17 protein-coding genes and 2 tRNA genes are annotated in these 17,610 nt (G+C 57.6%); 8 read left to right on the plus strand and 11 right to left on the minus strand.

Going from position 1 to position 17,610, the window contains the following annotated elements:
* Positions 1-14: 14 nt before the first annotated feature.
* Positions 15-479 carry a putative molybdenum carrier protein gene (locus tag ACR0DL_RS02205; RefSeq protein WP_480646235.1) on the minus strand — a complete coding sequence of 155 codons (465 nt, stop codon included), beginning with the start codon at positions 477-479 and terminating at the stop codon, positions 15-17.
* Between the two features lie 311 nt (positions 480-790).
* Between ACR0DL_RS02205 and ACR0DL_RS02210 the strand changes: the two genes are divergently transcribed.
* Positions 791-2,194, plus strand: coding sequence for an MATE family efflux transporter (locus ACR0DL_RS02210; protein WP_254437314.1), 1,404 nt, complete (start codon positions 791-793; stop codon positions 2,192-2,194).
* A 5-nt stretch (positions 2,195-2,199) separates the two neighbouring features.
* On the opposite strand, the gene ACR0DL_RS02215 is transcribed toward ACR0DL_RS02210, so the two are convergent.
* From ACR0DL_RS02215 to ACR0DL_RS02250, 8 genes are all read right to left on the minus strand, one after another.
* Complete coding sequence (locus ACR0DL_RS02215) at positions 2,200-3,297, minus strand: M56 family metallopeptidase (RefSeq protein ID WP_226688631.1); 1,098 nt, start codon at positions 3,295-3,297, stop codon at positions 2,200-2,202.
* Positions 3,284-3,679, minus strand: a complete 396-nt coding sequence (locus ACR0DL_RS02220) for a BlaI/MecI/CopY family transcriptional regulator (protein ID WP_170348226.1) — start codon at positions 3,677-3,679, stop codon at positions 3,284-3,286. The genes ACR0DL_RS02215 and ACR0DL_RS02220 overlap by 14 nt, the downstream gene beginning before the upstream one ends.
* A gap of 66 nt (positions 3,680-3,745) precedes the next feature.
* Complete coding sequence (locus ACR0DL_RS02225) at positions 3,746-4,150, minus strand: DUF2160 domain-containing protein (RefSeq protein ID WP_480687382.1); 405 nt, start codon at positions 4,148-4,150, stop codon at positions 3,746-3,748.
* Positions 4,151-4,158: 8 nt separating this feature from the next.
* Positions 4,159-4,956 carry a carbohydrate ABC transporter permease gene (locus ACR0DL_RS02230; RefSeq protein WP_155139158.1) on the minus strand — a complete coding sequence of 266 codons (798 nt, stop codon included), beginning with the start codon at positions 4,954-4,956 and terminating at the stop codon, positions 4,159-4,161.
* A complete protein-coding gene (locus ACR0DL_RS02235) occupies positions 4,953-5,816 on the minus strand; it encodes a carbohydrate ABC transporter permease (protein ID WP_170348228.1) in 864 nt (287 codons plus the stop codon). Before ACR0DL_RS02235 ends, ACR0DL_RS02230 begins: the two co-directional genes overlap by 4 nt.
* The gene (locus tag ACR0DL_RS02240) at positions 5,813-6,889 is read right to left on the minus strand and encodes an ABC transporter ATP-binding protein (RefSeq protein WP_170374698.1); all 1,077 of its coding nucleotides are present in this window, start codon (positions 6,887-6,889) and stop codon (positions 5,813-5,815) included. Before ACR0DL_RS02240 ends, ACR0DL_RS02235 begins: the two co-directional genes overlap by 4 nt.
* A gap of 1 nt (position 6,890) precedes the next feature.
* Entirely contained in the window at positions 6,891-7,940 is a 1,050-nt protein-coding gene (locus ACR0DL_RS02245) for an ABC transporter ATP-binding protein (protein ID WP_170357763.1), read from the minus strand.
* 83 nt (positions 7,941-8,023) lie between these two features.
* On the minus strand, positions 8,024-9,763 hold the full coding sequence (locus tag ACR0DL_RS02250) for an ABC transporter substrate-binding protein (RefSeq protein ID WP_170348231.1): 1,740 nt from the start codon (positions 9,761-9,763) through the stop codon (positions 8,024-8,026).
* 243 nt (positions 9,764-10,006) lie between these two features.
* Here ACR0DL_RS02250 and ACR0DL_RS02255 point away from each other — a divergent pair, with 243 nt between their 5' ends.
* From ACR0DL_RS02255 to ACR0DL_RS02285, 7 genes are read left to right on the plus strand one after another with little or no spacing between them, the layout of a single operon-like run.
* Complete coding sequence (locus ACR0DL_RS02255) at positions 10,007-11,368, plus strand: V-type ATP synthase subunit B (RefSeq protein WP_170357764.1); 1,362 nt, start codon at positions 10,007-10,009, stop codon at positions 11,366-11,368.
* Complete coding sequence (locus tag ACR0DL_RS02260; protein WP_480687384.1) at positions 11,346-11,951, plus strand: V-type ATP synthase subunit D; 606 nt, start codon at positions 11,346-11,348, stop codon at positions 11,949-11,951. The genes ACR0DL_RS02255 and ACR0DL_RS02260 overlap by 23 nt, the downstream gene beginning before the upstream one ends.
* Positions 11,948-13,744, plus strand: a complete 1,797-nt coding sequence (locus tag ACR0DL_RS02265; RefSeq protein ID WP_480687386.1) for a V-type ATP synthase subunit I — start codon at positions 11,948-11,950, stop codon at positions 13,742-13,744. The genes ACR0DL_RS02260 and ACR0DL_RS02265 overlap by 4 nt, the downstream gene beginning before the upstream one ends.
* The gene (locus ACR0DL_RS02270; protein ID WP_170348235.1) at positions 13,741-14,184 is read left to right on the plus strand and encodes an ATP synthase subunit C; all 444 of its coding nucleotides are present in this window, start codon (positions 13,741-13,743) and stop codon (positions 14,182-14,184) included. Before ACR0DL_RS02265 ends, ACR0DL_RS02270 begins: the two co-directional genes overlap by 4 nt.
* Positions 14,184-14,861 carry a hypothetical protein gene (locus tag ACR0DL_RS02275; RefSeq protein WP_480687388.1) on the plus strand — a complete coding sequence of 226 codons (678 nt, stop codon included), beginning with the start codon at positions 14,184-14,186 and terminating at the stop codon, positions 14,859-14,861. Before ACR0DL_RS02270 ends, ACR0DL_RS02275 begins: the two co-directional genes overlap by 1 nt.
* A 1-nt stretch (position 14,862) precedes the next feature.
* Positions 14,863-15,555 (plus strand): hypothetical protein, encoded by a 693-nt coding sequence (locus ACR0DL_RS02280; RefSeq protein ID WP_480687390.1) that lies wholly within the window; start codon positions 14,863-14,865, stop codon positions 15,553-15,555.
* A complete protein-coding gene (locus ACR0DL_RS02285; RefSeq protein ID WP_480687392.1) occupies positions 15,552-17,393 on the plus strand; it encodes a V-type ATP synthase subunit A in 1,842 nt (613 codons plus the stop codon). Before ACR0DL_RS02280 ends, ACR0DL_RS02285 begins: the two co-directional genes overlap by 4 nt.
* A 9-nt stretch (positions 17,394-17,402) precedes the next feature.
* On the opposite strand, the gene ACR0DL_RS02290 is transcribed toward ACR0DL_RS02285, so the two are convergent.
* Together ACR0DL_RS02290 and ACR0DL_RS02295 are read right to left on the minus strand one after the other, a co-directional pair.
* Positions 17,403-17,477, minus strand: a tRNA-Glu gene (locus tag ACR0DL_RS02290).
* Positions 17,478-17,500: 23 nt separating this feature from the next.
* Positions 17,501-17,575 (minus strand) — tRNA-Glu (locus ACR0DL_RS02295).
* Positions 17,576-17,610 lie beyond the last annotated feature (35 nt).

The following is a 17,610-nucleotide window of genomic DNA, read 5'->3' on the forward strand; positions in this document are numbered from 1 at the left end:
CTAAACCTTGGATTTCACTTCTTAAGTTCACTCAAAATCCGATCCAGCACCGCCCGGACCTGCGCCCCGATTTGTGGTGCTTCCGAGGCGCGAGGGCCGGCGATGTTCAGAACCGACACCGGGTTTGCCTGCAGCCACTCACTGACATGCGCGGCACTGGTCGCTATTCCTTTTCTGACGTCGACGGTCAGATGTAACTTTCCAGCTTCTTCTGCGAAAACAATAGTTTGCTGCGTGCCGGGGCTGATTGAGCCATCCACAAAGATCAAGGTAGCATCGCTCGATAAGACATTGCAGCGAGTGCGTTCCACAACGTCTTCGGATTGCGTTTCGGTCAGACCGTCGAATTGGGCCGGAATCCTTCCATCTTCGTTCATGCGCCCTTTGGGGACCCAGCCACCGTATGCAAAACCGTTTTGGCGTGCGAACTCCAAAGCAGCCATATCTACGCCAGTCTGTCCACCTGAGACAATTTTCATGACCCACGCCCCTATTTGTTGTGGTCTAGATTAGTCAGGTTGCCGGGCTACCTCAAATCGGCGAAATTCAAGGGGCTGGAGGTATTCACCCCTTGCGCGAAACGGATTTTGAGCGGTTCATGGGATCGTCAAACTGTCACCTGAAGGTCGGTTTGTCGCCTTGGACGCAAATGCCGTACGGTCAGAGTGGTCCGAATTTGTCCTGCAGTTCCTGTACGGCTCTCAGGTAGTGCAAGAGGAACTGGGGGCTTACCGGGCAGTTCCCCCAACAGAACCAGAGAAGTGCCCGCATTCAAAAAGGCTAACAAGGCATGGCGACACAATCTGACAGCAAGGCGGTCTTTCTGACGGGCAGCCTGATGGGGCACGTGACCCGGATGTCCTTGACCACCAGTATTGGTCTTATGGCAATTTTCGCCGTTGATTTCGTCGACATGATTTTCATCTCGATGTTGGGAAACGATGCGCTGGCCGCAGCTGTTGGTTATGCCGGGACGCTTTTGTTCTTCACCAACTCGGTCAATGTTGGCCTTTCGATTGCGGCAGGGGCCCTGGTCGCTCGGGAACTTGGCGCCGGGCGGCACGAACAAGCCCGCCAATTCGGCACCAGTGTGGCTGTTCTGGGTGCCGTCGTCGGGTTGATCGTGTCTGTAATCGTCCTGTTCAATCTGACGTTCTTTCTGTCGCTTCTGGGCGCAGAAGGCGAGGTGCTGCGGTTGGCTGCCCGCTATACCTCGATCATTTTGCCAACCATGTGGGTGATGGCTGTGGCGATGACCGGTATGGCGGTTCTGCGCGCTTACGGAGATGCCCGGCGTTCGATGTTGGCCACGATTTATGGTGGTGTGGCAAACGCCGTGCTAGACCCGATCCTAATTTTTGCTGTCGGGCTGGGGCTGGATGGGGCGGCCATCGCATCGGTGATTGCGCGTATTTGCATGTTGATCGCGACGGTCAGACCGGCGGTGCGGGTACACCGCGGGTTTGGTCGGCCCTCTTTGCAGCAGCTTGGGGCGGATATTCGTCCGGTCAGCGCAATTGCCGTACCTGCCGTTCTGACCAATATCGCCACCCCCATCGGCAATGCCATCGTCATTCGTGAGATTGCACAGTTCGGAACGGATGCGGTGGCTGGCATGGCCGTGATCGGGCGGCTATTGCCCGTGGCATTTTCGGTCATTTTTGCCCTGTCCGGGGCCATTGGACCTATTGTCGGGCAGAATTTCGGGGCGGGGCAGTTTGACCGCGTAAAGCAGAGTTTTCTGGCCGGGGTCAAATTCACCGCTGTTTATGTCTGCCTGATGGCCGTCACCCTATTCTTATTGCGCGCGCCGATTGCCGATCTGTTTCAGGCGCAGGGGGAAACGCGCACACTGATCTACCTGTTTTGCGGGCCGCTGGCCTTGGCGTCGTTCTTTAACGGTGTGATCTTTGTTGCGAATGCCAGTTTCAACAATCTGGGTCACCCTGTGTATTCGACTTGGGTGAATTGGGGGCGGCATACTTTGGGCACATGGCCCTTTGCTGTGGCCGGTGCCTATATCGCAGGGGCACCGGGGGTCCTGCTGGGGCAGGCTTTGGGTGGCGTGATCTTTGCGGGGGTCTGCTGGGTTCTGGTCCGCCGGGTCGTATCAAAACTGGCTACGCCGCAACCGATGGACCCGTTTGCCGGGCAGACCCGATTGCAGGCGCTGTTTGGGCGGCGAGGTTGGTAGATCAATCAGTTGCCCTGATTGCGCGCCTCTAGCCGTTCCAGGTTGACAACAGTCGACAGCATCAGCCGGTCGTGGCTCCAATCCTCGGTCTGTTGGATCGAAGCGGCACCGAGGCCCAGCACCAGTGCAAACAAGATGGTCAGGCCTAGGAACATGAACGGCATAGATGAGTTAACCGAAGGCGCATCGGCCAGGGCGATTACGCGTTGCCGCAGAACCCGCTTAGCTTTGCCTCCCGTAACCAGAGCAACATTCAGCACACGCGGGCTGCCGCGCACAACTGTTCGGGCGCAATAGTCCAAAAGACAGCTGGTGTAGTCCTGCGTGTCGATGCCTTTGCGGGCAACGACCGATTGATCACAGGCCAACTCACGCAGGCGGTCGAACTGGTATTTCAAGACCAGATAGGCGGGGTTCCAGAACAGAAGGGGGCGCAGCAGTTCGAACCCCAGCTCCCACTCTACATCACCGGCGCGGATGTGTTGCAGCTCATGCGCAAGGGCAAAGCGCATTTCGTGCGGGGAATCCAGCAGATGGCTGGGCAGCACTACATGGCGTCGACGCAGGCCGCGTACAGCAAAGGGAACGGCGATGCGGTCGGACAGGCGAATGTCCACCTTGGCAGAGCGTCGCCACAGAAAGCTGGTGTTCACTGTCTCGCGGATCGACAGCCCGTCGCGGATGACGCGCAGGGTATAAATCAACGCTGCCAGCGCCAGCAGCGCAAGGATCACCAAAACAACGGGGTGATCCCCGCTGAACAACACATCGACCCAACGCTGGCGTGTGTTCAGCAAGGCTTCGAACTGGGTGGCTGGCATGGCAATGTCACCACGCAGATAGGCCGCCACGGCGATGTCACCGATGGCTACAGTGCCTTTTGCCGGGGTGTGAGTGGCCAGCACGGACACACCCAGTGCCAGAACGGGGCTGAGGACGACGCACAGGCAAAGCGCCTTGAGCGCGCGCAGTTGCGCCACAAATCCGTGGCTGAAGGATGTTCTGGACAGAATGCCTCGGGCTGCCAGCCACACAAGCGCGGCTAACCCAAGGACCAGATTCAATTCCAGATACGCGTCGAGAACCGGTTTAACCGCTGTCATTTTGCAGTCTCCTCTCTACCAGTGCTCGAATTTCCTCCAGATCGGCTTCGCTGAGCCCTGCGTCGTCAACCAAACGCGCGACCAGTGTGGCGGGCGTGTCGTCGAACAGGGTCCGCGACAGGTTTTGCAGCGACCGCGCCTGATATCTGTCCTTCTCCAGCAGCGGCGTATAGATCAGCGTCTTTCCATCCTTGCGGCTTTCGACAAATCCTTTTTCATCGAGAATACGCAGGATGGTGGCGCCAGATGTATAAGCCAGATTGCGTTCGGCTGGCAGGCGATCAAGCACGTCACGGACCGAGCCCTGACCCAGCGCCCAGAGCTCGTTCATGAACTCAAGTTCTACTTCGGTCAGCAGGTTTGTTGTTTTTTTCTTTCGCATCGGTCTTTCGTGTCGCATTTTTTAGTATGCTTGACAGACAAGCATCCTTTCGCTGTTTCGCAAAGCTTAAACTTTCCAGAAGACGAAGATGCCCCAGCCGACTGACAGAAAAAGTGGTGTCCAGACCGGCTGACCCACCAGACCAAGCCAGGCCAGAAAGATATAGGCTGATCCCAGCAGGGTGATGAACAGCCGGTCGCCCAGCGTGGTTGACAGGCCTAAAACACCTCGTCGTTCGATGCCGTCGCGGTACTTGAAACCTTCGAGAACGCCGATCAGGGCAATGGCCGAAAAGATGCCTACGAATAAGGCCAATGTGGCCGGGGTCCAGGCCATCCAGAAATCGGGCCACAGGGGTGCGGTCCAGGAAAAACCCTTTTCCTCTTGCTGGCCGACATTGCCCCATCCGGCCTGAGCCTGTGCGAAAGCCGTCGAGGGCAGGAAGGGAAGGATGAGTAGCAATTTTCGCATTTCGAACCTCATACACGACCCATCGCGAAACCACGCGCGATGTAGTTGCGGACAAACCAGATGACGATGGCGCCGGGGATGATGGTGAGCGTTCCGGCGGCGGCCAGGAGGCCCAACTCATACCCCGCGCTGGAAGCGGTGCGGGTCATTACGGCTGCGATAGGTTTGGCCTCGACCGCGGTCAGGGTTTTGGCCAGCAGCATCTCAACCCATGAGAACATGAAGCAAAAGAACGCCGCGACGCCCACGCCCGCTTTGATATTGGGCAGGAAGATGGTCACGAAGAAACGCGGGAAGGAATAGCCATCGACATAAGCCGTCTCATCCAGTTCCTTCGGGATGCCACGCATGAAGCCTTCCAAAATCCACACCGCAAGCGGCACGTTGAACAGCGTATGCGCCAACGCCACGGCCAGATACGTGTCGAACAGGTGGATCGACGAATAAAGCTGGAAAAACGGCAGGGCGAAGACCGCCGCTGGGGCCATACGGTTGGTTAGCAGCCAGAAGAACAGCTGTTTGTCACCCAGAAACCGATAGCGCGAGAACGCATAGGCGGCAGGCAAAGCCACGCAGACAGAAAGCACCGTGTTCAGAGTCACATAGGTGATCGAGTTGATGTAGCCCCAATACCATGTTGGATCAGTGAAGATGGTGATGTAATTTTCCAACGTAAAGGTCTGGGGAAACAGGGAAAAGCCCGACAGGATTTCATTCGTGGTCTTGAAGGACATCGCCACCAGCCAATAGATCGGCAGCATCAGGAATGCGATATAGAGGATCGGGATGATGGAACGCTTTTTCATTCTGCGTCATCCTTTGTCATCAGAGTGTAGAATAGCCACGACACAAGCAGCGTGATGGCGAAATAGATCAGGCTCATCGCGGCCGCAGGACCAAGGTCAAATTGCCCCAGCGCGATCTTCACAAGGTCGATCGAAAGCAAGGTGGTCGAGTTGCCGGGGCCGCCGCCGGTCAGAACGAATGGCTCGGTGTAGATGTTGAAACTATCCATGAACCGCAACAAGACTGCGATGGTCAGAACCGTTTTCATCTTGGGCAACTGGATATAGCGGAACACCGACCACGGGGTGGCACCGTCGATCTTGGCCGCTTGGTAGTACGCATCAGGGATCGACACGAGCCCCGCATAGCACAGCAAGACCACCAGCGAGGTCCAGTGCCAGACATCCATGACGACGACAGTGATCCAAGCCGAGATTGGCTGTTGGGTCATGTCATAATTGATGCCCAAAACGTCATTCAGAAAGTAACCCAACAGGCCGATCTGGGGCAGGGTGAAGATATTCCACATCGAGCCGACCACATTCCACGGGATCAGCATCGGTAGCGCCATAAGCACCAGACAAACCGGCACCCAAAACCCTTTGCGTGGCATCGACAAGGCCACGATGATACCCAGCGGGACCTCGATGATCAGGATCAGGAAGGTGAACAGAAACTGCCGCCCCAGTGCGGCCTGGAATCGGTCAGATCGCAGGATTTGTTCAAACCAACCAAGACCTTCCCAGAAGAACTGGTTGTTGCCGAAGGTTTCCTGCACCGAGTAGTTGACCACGGTCATCATCGGCACCAGCGCGTTGAACGCGACCAGCGCCAGAACGGGCAAGACAAAGAACCATGCCTTTTGGTTTTCGGTTCTCATTGCACCCGCTCCTCGGTTGCGATCCAGCCGTCGCGATAGACGCGGGATTGTTCAGGTTTAAATTGCAGAAAGACTTGTGATCCGGGCTCGGGTACACTGTGTTCGGTCACAGCCTTAAGGGCCGTGTTGCCGACCATCGCACTGACAACAAAGTGGCGGCCGATATCGGCCACTTTGGTCACATGCGCCGGGATGCCGGTGTCCCCAAAACCCACATACTCAGGGCGGATTCCCAGGTGTGTACGGCCTCCGTCACCAAGGGTGGGACCTTCCAGCATCACCTCGTGGCCTTCGAACACGGCGCGGTCGCCTTTGGCCTCGCAGGGCAGGACATTCATACCGGGTGAACCTATAAAGTGCCCGACAAATGTGTGCTGGGGGCGTTCAAACAGTTCGACTGGAGTGCCGATCTGAACCACTTCGCCTTCCTGCATTACGACGACTTCGTCCGCGAAAGTCAGCGCCTCGGTCTGGTCGTGGGTCACATAGATCATCGTGGCTTGCACGCGCTGGTGCAGCTCTTTCAGCTTTGACCGAAGTTTCCATTTCAGATGCGGGTCGATCACCGTAAGGGGTTCGTCAAACATCACCGCGTTTACATCATCGCGCACAAGACCGCGCCCCATCGAGATTTTCTGCTTGTTATCCGGACTCAGACCCGATGCACGGGTGTTGAGCATATCCGTGACGTCCAGCATCTCGGCAATCTCATCGACCCGACGTTTGATCGTTGTGGCATCGACGCCCCGGTTTTTCAGGGGGAAGGCAAGGTTTTCGCCCACCGTCATCGTGTCGTAGATCACTGGGAACTGGAACACCTGCGCAATGTTGCGTTGATCCGGGGGCAGGGTGGTGACGTCGCGGTCATCGAACAGAATCTGCCCCTCGGACGGCGTCAACAGCCCCGAGATGATGTTCAGCAGAGTGGACTTGCCGCAGCCCGACGGGCCGAGCAGCGCGTAGGCCCCACCATCGCGCCAGGTCACATCGATTTCCTTCAGTGCGTAATCTTCCGGGCCTTTTGGCGTTGGCATATAGCTGTGTCGCAGGTTTGAAAGTTTGATCTGTGCCATGTCAGGCCACCCTTTTGCCGTCTTGACCGAAATACCGGCAATGCGCCGGGTTCATATAGAAGCTGTGATCCTCACCGACCTGATAGGGATGCACACCGGCAGCCAGCGAGACCCACGCTTCATCCCCATGTTGGAAATGCGCGCTGGAATCGGAACCGGACAGTTCAGTGACGATCACGCGACCGGTCAGTTCAACATCTGCGTCCGAGGTGCGGACCGGGGTCACGCGGTGCGGACGCACAGCAACCATGTATTCTCCATCAGCCATATCCGTAACGGTCCAGCCGCCCCCGCCCGCCAGTTGCGCCTGAGCGCCAGTGACCGAGACTCGAGCCACATTGATTGGCGGGTCCGAGAACACCCGCGCAGCGGCTATGTTTTCGGGATTGCGATAGATATCAGCGGTTGGGCCGAACTGAGTAACGTGGCCGTCTTCCATCAGAGCGGTGTACCCACCTAACAGCAGGGCCTCTTCTGGTTCCGAGGTGGCATAAACCACGACGGCACCGCGACCTGCAAACAGGTCTGGTAATTGTTCGCGCAGCTCTTCGCGCAATTTGTAGTCAAGGTTCGCCAACGGTTCATCCAGGAACACGGCGCGGCTTTCTTTCGCGATGGCACGGGCCAGCGCGGTACGTTGTTGTTGCCCGCCCGACAGCTCATGCGGGCGACGGTTAAGCATCGGGCGCAATTGCAGCAGATCGGCGGCCTCTTCCACGCGGCCCTCGATCTCGGATTGCGCCATACCAGCCACGCGCAGGGGCGAGGCGATATTGTCGAAAACACTCATATGCGGGTAGTTCACGAAGAACTGGTGTACCAAGCTGATCTGACGCTTTTGCGTGTTCAGCCGTGTCACATCCTGCCCATCCATCAGAACCTTGCCCGAGGCGATCGGGTCCAGCCCGGCCATCATCTTGATCAGAGAGGTCTTGCCCGAGCCCGTCGCGCCTAACAGCACGTTGAAATGGCCCGTTTGCAGTGTCAGGTTGGTGGGTTTGATATGGATGACGTTGCCAACGCGTTTCGTGGCATCTTGAAGTTCAATCATGTCCGTGAGTTCCGGTCCTTCAGTGCATCGCACTGGTCTTTGGGGTGGGGATGCCTGAACCGGCACCCCCGGGTTTCAATGGTCTACTGAGCCTGCCAGCGCTGAACCAGTTCGTCATAGTTGACAGTTTGGCCTTGCGGTTTTTCGTTCTCAAGCTTGGCCTTTGGCGAACCCTCTTTTTCCAGCCAGAAGGCAGGATCCTGCGGGTCGTTCAGGCGTGGACCACAACCACCGTACACACCGGCGCTTTCGTCCGCGGCCTGCATACGGGCCATGGTGATGTCCATCTCTTCAGCCAGACGGTCCATCGCCTCTTGCGGGGTAAACGCACCCGAGTTCACGTCACCGATCTGCTGCCACCAGATCTGGGCCAGCTTCGGATAGTCCGGCACGTTGATGCCGGTGGGCGACCATGCCACACGGTCAGGCGAGCGATAGAACTCGACCAGACCACCCAGCTTGGGTGCGCGCTCGGTGAAGGACTCGTGATTGACCGAGCTGTCGCGGATGAAGGTCAGACCGACGTGGGACTTCTTCACATCGACAGTCTTGGAGGTCACGAACTGGGCATAGAGCCAAGCCGCCTGAGCACGATCCGCAGGGGTCGATTTCAGGAAGGTCCAAGACCCCACGTCCTGATAACCAACCTTCTGGCCTTCTTCCCAGTAGGGGCCGTGCGGGCTGGGTGCCATCCGCCACAGCGGCGTGCCCTCGTCATCCACCGTGTTGTTACCTTCGGATTTCGGCTTCACCATGTCGGCAGTAAAGGCGGTGTACCAGAAGATCTGCTGGGCGACGTTGCCTTGGCTAAGCGCTGGTAGCGACTGGTAGAAGTCATAGGACGCCGCACCCGGAGGCGCATAGGCCCGCAGCCACTCATCCCATTTGCGGATCGCATAGACCGCAGCGGGACCGTTTGCAGCGCCGCCGCGGGACACGGATGCACCAACAGGGTTACAGGTGCCCGCTTCCATGCGGATGCCCCACTCATCAACCGGAATGCCGTTCGGCTCGCCAACGTCGCCGGCACCGGCCATTGACAGCCACGCATCGGTCATACGCCAACCAAGGTCAGGTGCGCGCTTGCCGTAGTCCATGTGGCCATAGATCGCCACTCCGTCGACTTCCTTCACGTCATTGGTGAAAAATTCGGCAATGTCTTCGTAAGCCGACCAGTTGACCGGAACACCCAGGTCATAGCCGTACTTTTCTTTGAACGCGGCTTTGTTGGCTTCGTCGTCGAACCAGTCCTTGCGGAACCAGTAAAGGTTCGCGAACTGCTGGTCAGGCAGCTGGTACAGCTTGCCGTCCGGACCGGTGGTGAACTGAATGCCCATGAAGTCATCCAGATCCAGCGTCGGCGAAGTTGTCGCCGCCCAATCGCCAGCCATCATGTCGGTCAGCGGATAGGCCAGTTGCAGGCGCGAGTGGGTGCCGATCAGGTCACTGTCGTTGACATAGCCGTCATACAGATTCCGGCCGGTCTGCAGCTGGGTTTGAACCGCCTGAACCACTTCGCCTTCACCGAGGATCTGGTGGTTGACCTTGATGCCAGTGATTTCCTCGAACGCCTTGGTCAGGACCTCGGATTCGTAAGAATGTGTCGGGATGCCTTCGGACAGGACGTTGATTTCCATGCCAGCGTAAGGCTGTGCAGCTTCGATGAACCACTGCATTTCCGACATCTGTTCGTCTTTCGACAAGGTCGATGGCTGGAATTCGTCGTCGATCCAACGTTGTGCTGCGGCTTCGTCGGCCCAAACGGGACCGTGCCCCGCAATGACGGCAGCCGCCGCCACTGCGGAAAGTAGATGTCTCCGCATCTGTCTCCTCCCAAAAATTATGGTTGTCCGGTGCTAACCGGATGACCGACAGCATCAGCGATTTTCTGCGCACCTGTCAAACTAAATTTTTAGTAAATGAACATTCCGCCGGTTTCGAAGGGTTGATTTATCCTCGGTTGCCAATTTCTGAATTCGTTGTAAGCTGTCCTTACAATTACAAAAAATGCCACTGACCACCGTGGTGAATTTACTGAAAATCTCTTTGACGCATGGGGGTAAGTGATGTCCCGAAGCCTGTTGAAGTACACGCGTGTTCTGGAAATTGTCGGTGACACGATCAAGGTTCGGGTGCCGATTGATGGCGCGCGCGACCCAGCCGTTCGCTTCAACGATCTGGCGGTGATCGAGACGGTGGATGGCCGCAAAACTCTGGCTCAGGCGATCTTAATTGATCGGGACGTGGTGACGTTGCAGGTGTTCTCGGGCACCAAAGGCATATCCACCGAGGCGACGGCGACCTTTCTTGGCCACCCAATGCAGACGCCCTATTCGGCCAACATTTTGGGGCGCGTGTTCGACGGGGCGGGGGTGGCGATCGACGGCGGACCCGACCTGACTGCCGAGCCGCGCATCGACATCGGTGGTCCCACCGTAAACCCGGCCGAGCGTGCGGTTCCCAACAAGATGATCCGCACGGATGTGCCGATGATCGACGTGTTCAACACGCTTGTCGAAAGCCAGAAAATCCCGATTTTCTCGGTCTCAGGTGAGCCGTTCAACGCCTTTCTCAGCCGAATCGGTATTCAGGCGGATGCCGATATCGTGGTGTTCGGCGGGCTGGGATTGATCTTTGATGACTATTACACGTTCCGCACCTCCTTTGAGGATGCGGGCGTGTTCTCGCGCACCGTGATGTTCGTCAATCAGGCGATGGACCCTCTGGTCGAACGTTTATTGGTGCCGGATATGGCGTTGGCCGTGGCCGAGAAATTCGCGGTGGAAGAGGGCAAGCGCGTGCTGGTTCTGATGACTGACATGACCGCTTTCGCCGATGCGATGAAAGAAGTGGGGATCAGTCAGGAACGCGTTCCATCGCAGCGCGGATATATGGGTGACCTCTATTCGCAGTTGGCGCGCCGGTACGAAAAGGCGTGTGATTACGCCAAGGGCGGGTCGGTCACCGTGTTGACCGTGACGACAATGCCAGGCAATGACGTGACCCATCCGGTGCCGGACAACACGGGCTATATCACCGAAGGCCAGATTTACCTGCATTCGGGTGTGATCGACCCGTTCGGCAGCCTGTCGCGCCTCAAGCAGAACGTAGTTGGTAAGACGACCCGCGAAGACCACGGGCAGATTATGAATACGATGATCCGGTTTTATTCGGAAAGCCGGGACGCCGCGCAGAAGCAGGCGATGGCCTTTGACCTGTCGGATTACGATCACCAACTGCTGAAGTTTGGCGCGCTGTTCCGTAAGCGTTTCATGGATATCAACGTCTCGATCCCGCTGGAGGATGCGCTTGATCTGGGCTGGAAAACGCTGGCTGAGTGTTTTGCCCCAGAACAATTGCTGATGAAGCAATCTCTGGTCGACAAATATTTCCCAAAGGATGCCGATGGCGCGGTTGCAGCTGAATAAATCGTCGCTCGCCCGCGAGCAGACGCAGCTGAAAAGCTATGAGCGGTTCCTGCCGTCACTGGACCTCAAGCGCCAGCAATTGATGGCGGAACGTGTGAAAGCCCGTGAGGAGGTGAGGCGGCTGGAGGACGAGGTGCAAGAGCTGGCCCAGCAGGTGGGGGCAAAGCTGCCAATGCTGGCACAGCAAAGCATCGATCTGGACGGGCTGGTGGAACTGAAAGAATACAGGGTCAAAGAGGTCAACGTGGTGGGCGTCAAGATGCCTGATCTGGACTGGATCGAGGTTGCTGTGCGCCCTTATTCGCTGTTGGCAAAACCCCATTGGGTGGATGCCGCGGCGCAGTTGCTGCATGACATGATCGAGGCGCGCCTGCGGGTCAAAGTAGCCGAGGAGAGGGTCAGGATTTTCGACAAGGCCGTTGCCACGATCACGCAGCGGGTGAACCTGTTCGAAAAGGTTCTGATCCCGCGCGCCAAGGCCAATATCAAGAAGATCCGCATCTACCTGAGTGATGAGCAGATGCAGGCCGTCGTCCGCTCGAAAATCTCCAAGCGTAAACATGCGCAAGAGGCGGCGTCATGAGTATTGCGCGTCTCAAAAAGCTCTCGCTGGTAGGACGGGCAGCGCAGAAAACCGAAACGCTTGAGGCGTTGCAAGCACTGGGGTGCATGCATGTATTGCCACTGGCCCCGCCACCATCTGAGCCGGAAAAGATCAGCGCGCGCGGTGCAAGAGATGCCTATAAGGCGTTGCGTTTCCTGACAGATGTACCTGAGCCACGCCGCCAAATTCAGCGCGACACGGACTTTAATATGGATCAGTTCGTCAAGGATGTGCGCGACCTGATGCAACGCAGTCGCGACATGACAGACAGGCGGGATTTTCTGGCCGATCGCATTGCGAAGGTGCGGCCGTGGGGCGATCTGGATTTTCCGCCCGATGACGTTCTGGCGGGCAACCGGCTATGGTTCTACCAACTGCCGTTAAAGCATCGAGATGTTTTGAATGACCTGACGCTGCCCTGGGCGATTCTGGAGCAGGACCATAGGTTTATTTATGCCGTTCTGATCTCGTCGGATGAGCCCGCCGACGACATTCTGCCAGTACCGCGCACCCATACGGGGTCACTGCCCATTCATGAGCTTGAAGCCCAGTTGGAAGAGGTGGAAATTGCCATCGAAGCGCTTGAGGCCGAACGGGTCGCCCAGACCCGCTACTTAACGCTGATGCGGCGTAACCTCTCGGTGGCTGAGAGCGCAGCAGAGCTTGCCCATGCGACGCAGAAAGTGCGCGATGAAGAGGCGATGTTTGCCCTTCAGGGCTGGGTGCCAGAGGATCGCATTGATGCTGTTTTGGACATGGCGAAGGGTAAGAACGCCGCTATTCTGATCGAGGATCCAGGCCCCGAAGACTCACCACCCACGCTGTTGGAACAGCCGGAAAAACGTAATGCTGCCGTAGACTTGGCGCTGTTTTATCAAGTGCCGGGTTACAAGGATTGGGACCCAAGCGTCATCGTCGCCGTGTCCTTCGCGTTCTTCTTTGCCATGATTGTGGCCGATGCGGGGTACGGCGCGATCATATTGCTGGGCTTGCTGCTGTTTTGGAAACGAATGGACGGAACTGCAGGGCAGAAATCATGGCGTCGGTACGGATTGATCATTTCGGGCGCGACGATTGTATATGGCGTTCTGGTGGGCAGTTATTTCGGTGTGTCACCGCCGGAAGGGTCGATCCTCGCCAAGGTGAAACTGCTCGATCTGAACAATTTTGGTGCCATGATGATGGTCTCGATCGTTGTGGGAGTTCTGCATCTGGTGCTGGCCAATGCACTGGCCGCCCACGCCGCCTGGGGGCAGCGCAATGCGATTGCCAATCTGGGCTGGATCGCTGCACTGATTGGCGGATTTGTTTTGTGGCTCAGCTTTATGAAGGGAAACTCTGCAACACCCGGTGCGGTGATCCTTAGCGCGGGTGTTCTGGCGATCCTTTGGTTTTCCAGCGACCGTCAGATCAACAAGCCAATCGATTGGTTATGGCGTCTGATTGGCGGCATCCAAGCCCTGGCCGGAGCGATGGGGGCGTTTGGTGACGTCCTTAGTTATATGCGCCTGTTCGCGCTGGGCTTGGCCTCGGCCTCGCTGGCGATCACATTCAACGATCTGGCGGTGTCAGTGATGCACGCGCTGAAGGGGCCCGGGATCCTGTTCGCTCTGCTGATCCTGATCGTCGGTCACGCCCTGAACTTCGCCCTCGCGATGATGAGCGGCGTCGTCCACGGGCTGCGTCTCAATTACATCGAATTCTTTAAATGGGGTTTGCCGGATGAAGGCATCGTCTTTCGCCCGTTTGCCCGCAAGGAGGTTCAGGAATGAATGAGCTTGTTCTTACATTGGGTTGGCTGGGGATTTACGCACCGATGGCACTGGGTGCGGCGGCAAGCGCCATTGGCTGCTCCATTGCCGGAATGGCTAGCATCGGCGCCATGACCGAGACCGAGGGGGGCTATGGTCGGTTCGTCGGCGTTTCGGCCTTTCCGTCGACCATGGTGATCTATGGCATCGTCATCATGTTCACCCTGAACCGTGAGGTGACGCCTGAAAATGCGGGCGGGTTGTTCGGGATCGGCATCTTGTCGGGCATCGCCTTGATGTATTGCGGTATCTGGCAGGGCCGGGCCTGTGCAGCAGCGATCAATGCAACCAAGGAAAAGCCGGAAATCTTCGGGCTGTCGTTGGCACCGGCCGCGATCATCGAAGGCTTTGGCGTTTTCGCCTTCGTCTTTGCCTTGGTCATCAGCGCGGGGATAAGCTGATGGCACAGGATGGCATGATCTCTCACGGTGTTGACGCGCTGATCGACAAGTTGCGCAACGATGGGGTGGCCGCTGGCCAGGCGGATGCAGAGAAACTGCGCGCCGATGCCAAGGCCGAAGCGGCGAAGATACTGGCCGACGCCAAACGCGAGGCGGACGCGTATCAAAAGAAGGCCCGCACGGATTCTGACAACTACCGCGCAGCGGGCGAAGAGGCGCTGAACACTGCCATGCGGGATGCGGTGCTGACCATGAAAGCCGGGCTGACGGACCGCTTCCGCGAAGATGTCGAACGTCTGGTCACCAAGGAAATGGCCGATCCAGACCTGCTGAAGCAGATGATACTCGAAGTTGTGGGCCGTGCGGCAGAAGGCGCCAATCTGGGCGGAAAGGTAGAAGTCATTTTGCCCGCCAAGATCGCCACGCAAGAGGATATCAAACAGAATGCCGACGATATCCAGTCTGGCAAGCTCACCAAATACGTACTGGGCCTGACCGCTGAAATGCTGCGCGAGCAGGTCGAACTGCACGCCTCGGATGATGCCGAGGGTGGCATACGGGTGCGGGCGGACGATCAAGGCGTGGCTTTGGATCTGACGGATAAAGCGGTGGCCTCGTTGCTGATGGAGCATCTACAGCCGCGTTTCCGGGCCGTTCTGGAGGGGGTGATCCGTTAGAATGCCAAACCCTGACGCCTATATCGCGCTGATCAGCAGCTTACCGGGGTCGGAGCGGTTGTTTGTCGCCAAACAGCCGCCCTTGTCGCGGTTGCGGCTGGATCGACGTTTACAGGCGCTGACACCCGAGGATGCGCGCGTTTTGAAGGTGTTGGAGCATGCTTTGAACTGGGGCGACTACGACATCGGGGTAACCGACGCGCAGGCCATTGGGCGCTGCAACGAGGCGTTGCACGATATCTCGCAGCCCACCTTGCGCAAGATGCTTATTGAGCGGATGGACTTGCGTACTGTAGTGGCCGCGCTGCGCCTGCGCAAACAGGGGGTCAGCCCACCTGCCGGATCGTTCGGTATGGGGCGTTGGGCCCGCCATATCCCTGCCAATTGGAACGACCCGAGCTTTCGATTGGAAGGTCCGATGCCTTGGATCAAGGAGGCCCAGCAACTATTGGACGCCGCAGATCCTTTGGGCTTGGAACGGCTGCTCTTGTCGGTCAGCCACAAGCAACTTAAACGCCACGCTGCCCGCCATTATTTCGATTTCGAAGCAGTGGTGATCTACGTGCTGATCTGGAACATTTTCGACCGCTGGGCGCAAAGCAATGCGCAGGCGGCAGCCAAAAGATTTGAGCATCTGGCCCAGCAGGCCATGGCTAATGTCGCCGATATCGATTTTGACGGAGCAAACGCATGACCGCCCCAACCTCTGCCAAACAGACCGCCACCGCCCGTGTCGTCTCGGTGCAAGAGGGGTTGGTGCAGATACAGGCCAACCATGACGCCTCGGGCCAGCCCGGGCAGTTGGTCAAGAACGAAGTGGTCTTTATTCTGCCGACACGCCCCGGGCCGGGTGGGCGGCAGGAACGCCTGAAGGCCGAGGTGCTGCGGGTGCGTGGTGATACGGCGGATGTGCAGGTCTATGAAAGCACCGACGGGGTTGCCGTGGGCGACCCGGTCGAACAATCTGGCCAATTGCTGTCGGTCGAGCTGGGGCCGGGTTTGTTGGGGCAGGTGTTCGACGGGTTGCAATCGCCTTTGCCCAAAGTAGCGGCTGATTTTGGCACCTTCCTGCCCCGCGGGGCCGATGTCACTCCGCTGGACGATCAGGTAAAATGGTCGTTCAGCCCTTCGATCAAGGTCGGGGATACGGTGACGGCCGGTGACAGCATCGGAACGGTCCCCGAGGGACATTTCACCCACAAGATCATGCTGCCGTTTAACTGGATGGGTGATTACAAGGTCATCTGGGTACAAAAAGGCGCGGCCACGATCCACGACATAGTGGCCCGTCTGGAAGATGAGCAAGGCGGCGAACACACGCTGACCTTATGCCAGAAATGGCCAGTGCGGCGGCCTTTATCGGAAAGCACTCTGAAACGCGCGCTGTCCGAGCGGTTGTATCCGACCGAACCGGTCCTGACCTCTCAGCGCCTGATCGACACGTTCTTTCCCATCGCACGCGGGGGGACGGCCTGTATTCCTGGGCCGTTTGGGGCGGGCAAAACCGTTCTGCAAAACCTGATCGCGCGCAATGCCAAGGTGGATATCGTCATTGTCGTAGCCTGTGGCGAACGTGCGGGTGAAGTGGTTGAGACGATCCACGAGTTTCCCAAGATGACCGACCCAACCACGGGTGGCAGCCTGATGGATCGTACGATCATCATCTGCAACACGTCGTCCATGCCGGTTGCCGCGCGCGAGGCGTCGATCTTCACCGGTATCACGCTGGGTGAATATTATCGACAGATGGGCTATGACGTGTTGCTGATTGCCGACAGCACCAGCCGCTGGGCGCAAGCGATGCGCGAAACATCCGGAAAACTTGAAGAAATCCCGGGCGAAGAGGGTTTTCCTGCCTATCTGGAAAGCTCGATCAAGGGACTGTATGAGCGTGCCGGAGCAATGAAAACCAATGACGGCGATTTGGGCAGCCTTACCTTGATCGGAACCGTCTCGCCCGCCGGCGGCAACTTTGACGAGCCGGTCACGCAATCGACCCTGTCCACAGTGAAATGTTTCCTCGGCCTGTCTTCGGAACGCGCGTACAAGCGGTTTTATCCTGCGGTCGATCCGATGCTCAGTTGGTCGCGCTATTCGGATCAATTGTCCGACTGGTACGACAAAAACGCCGAACCGGGTTGGACCGGCAAGGTCCGGGATTTGCTGGCCCTGATCGAAAAAGGCGAACAGGTCGATCAGATGATGCAGGTGACGGGGGAAGAGGGCGTCACGATCCAAGATTTCGTAACCCAGCAAAAAGCGCTGTTTGTGGATATGGTTTATCTACAGCAGGACGCGTTTGACAAAGTGGACGCGACGGTGCCGCTGGAACGTCAGAAAATGACCTTCAAGCTGGTCTACGACGTGACCCAATCAACTGCGGAGTTCGCTGACAAGGCCGAGGTTCGGCAGGTGTTTACGCAGCTCACAGGATTGATGAAGAACTTTCACTATGCGGCGGAAAACACACCGGAATTCAAGTCGACCTGGGGGCAGATACAAAATCTGTGCCACGAGAAGTTTGGTGTCTAAATAGGGAAGTGGTAGCCCGTAGGGGAATCGAACCCCTCTTTCCAGGTTGAAAACCTGGCGTCCTAACCGATAGACGAACGGGCCATTTGGTATGGCGCAAGCACAAGTGGTAGCCCGTAGGGGAATCGAACCCCTCTTTCCAGGTTGAAAACCTGGCGTCCTAACCGATAGACGAACGGGCCACGCTGCCTTGTGGAGGGCCTTTTACGGTTTCGCC

Source organism: Ruegeria sp. BB5 (genome assembly GCF_056539405.1).

Coding starts and splice junctions, on each gene's coding strand:
- ACR0DL_RS02255 (WP_170357764.1), top strand. CDS start 10,007: ATGTCCCGAAGCCTGTTGAAGTACACGCGTGTTCTGGAAATTGTCGGT.
- ACR0DL_RS02230 (WP_155139158.1), bottom strand. CDS start 4,956: ATGAAAAAGCGTTCCATCATCCCGATCCTCTATATCGCATTCCTGATG.
- ACR0DL_RS02265 (WP_480687386.1), top strand. CDS start 11,948: ATGAGTATTGCGCGTCTCAAAAAGCTCTCGCTGGTAGGACGGGCAGCG.
- ACR0DL_RS02205 (WP_480646235.1), bottom strand. CDS start 479: ATGAAAATTGTCTCAGGTGGACAGACTGGCGTAGATATGGCTGCTTTG.
- ACR0DL_RS02285 (WP_480687392.1), top strand. CDS start 15,552: ATGACCGCCCCAACCTCTGCCAAACAGACCGCCACCGCCCGTGTCGTC.
- ACR0DL_RS02245 (WP_170357763.1), bottom strand. CDS start 7,940: ATGATTGAACTTCAAGATGCCACGAAACGCGTTGGCAACGTCATCCAT.
- ACR0DL_RS02220 (WP_170348226.1), bottom strand. CDS start 3,679: ATGCGAAAGAAAAAAACAACAAACCTGCTGACCGAAGTAGAACTTGAG.
- ACR0DL_RS02260 (WP_480687384.1), top strand. CDS start 11,346: ATGGCGCGGTTGCAGCTGAATAAATCGTCGCTCGCCCGCGAGCAGACG.
- ACR0DL_RS02240 (WP_170374698.1), bottom strand. CDS start 6,889: ATGGCACAGATCAAACTTTCAAACCTGCGACACAGCTATATGCCAACG.
- ACR0DL_RS02280 (WP_480687390.1), top strand. CDS start 14,863: ATGCCAAACCCTGACGCCTATATCGCGCTGATCAGCAGCTTACCGGGG.
- ACR0DL_RS02235 (WP_170348228.1), bottom strand. CDS start 5,816: ATGAGAACCGAAAACCAAAAGGCATGGTTCTTTGTCTTGCCCGTTCTG.
- ACR0DL_RS02250 (WP_170348231.1), bottom strand. CDS start 9,763: ATGCGGAGACATCTACTTTCCGCAGTGGCGGCGGCTGCCGTCATTGCG.
- ACR0DL_RS02215 (WP_226688631.1), bottom strand. CDS start 3,297: ATGACAGCGGTTAAACCGGTTCTCGACGCGTATCTGGAATTGAATCTG.
- ACR0DL_RS02210 (WP_254437314.1), top strand. CDS start 791: ATGGCGACACAATCTGACAGCAAGGCGGTCTTTCTGACGGGCAGCCTG.
- ACR0DL_RS02225 (WP_480687382.1), bottom strand. CDS start 4,150: ATGCGAAAATTGCTACTCATCCTTCCCTTCCTGCCCTCGACGGCTTTC.
- ACR0DL_RS02275 (WP_480687388.1), top strand. CDS start 14,184: ATGGCACAGGATGGCATGATCTCTCACGGTGTTGACGCGCTGATCGAC.
- ACR0DL_RS02270 (WP_170348235.1), top strand. CDS start 13,741: ATGAATGAGCTTGTTCTTACATTGGGTTGGCTGGGGATTTACGCACCG.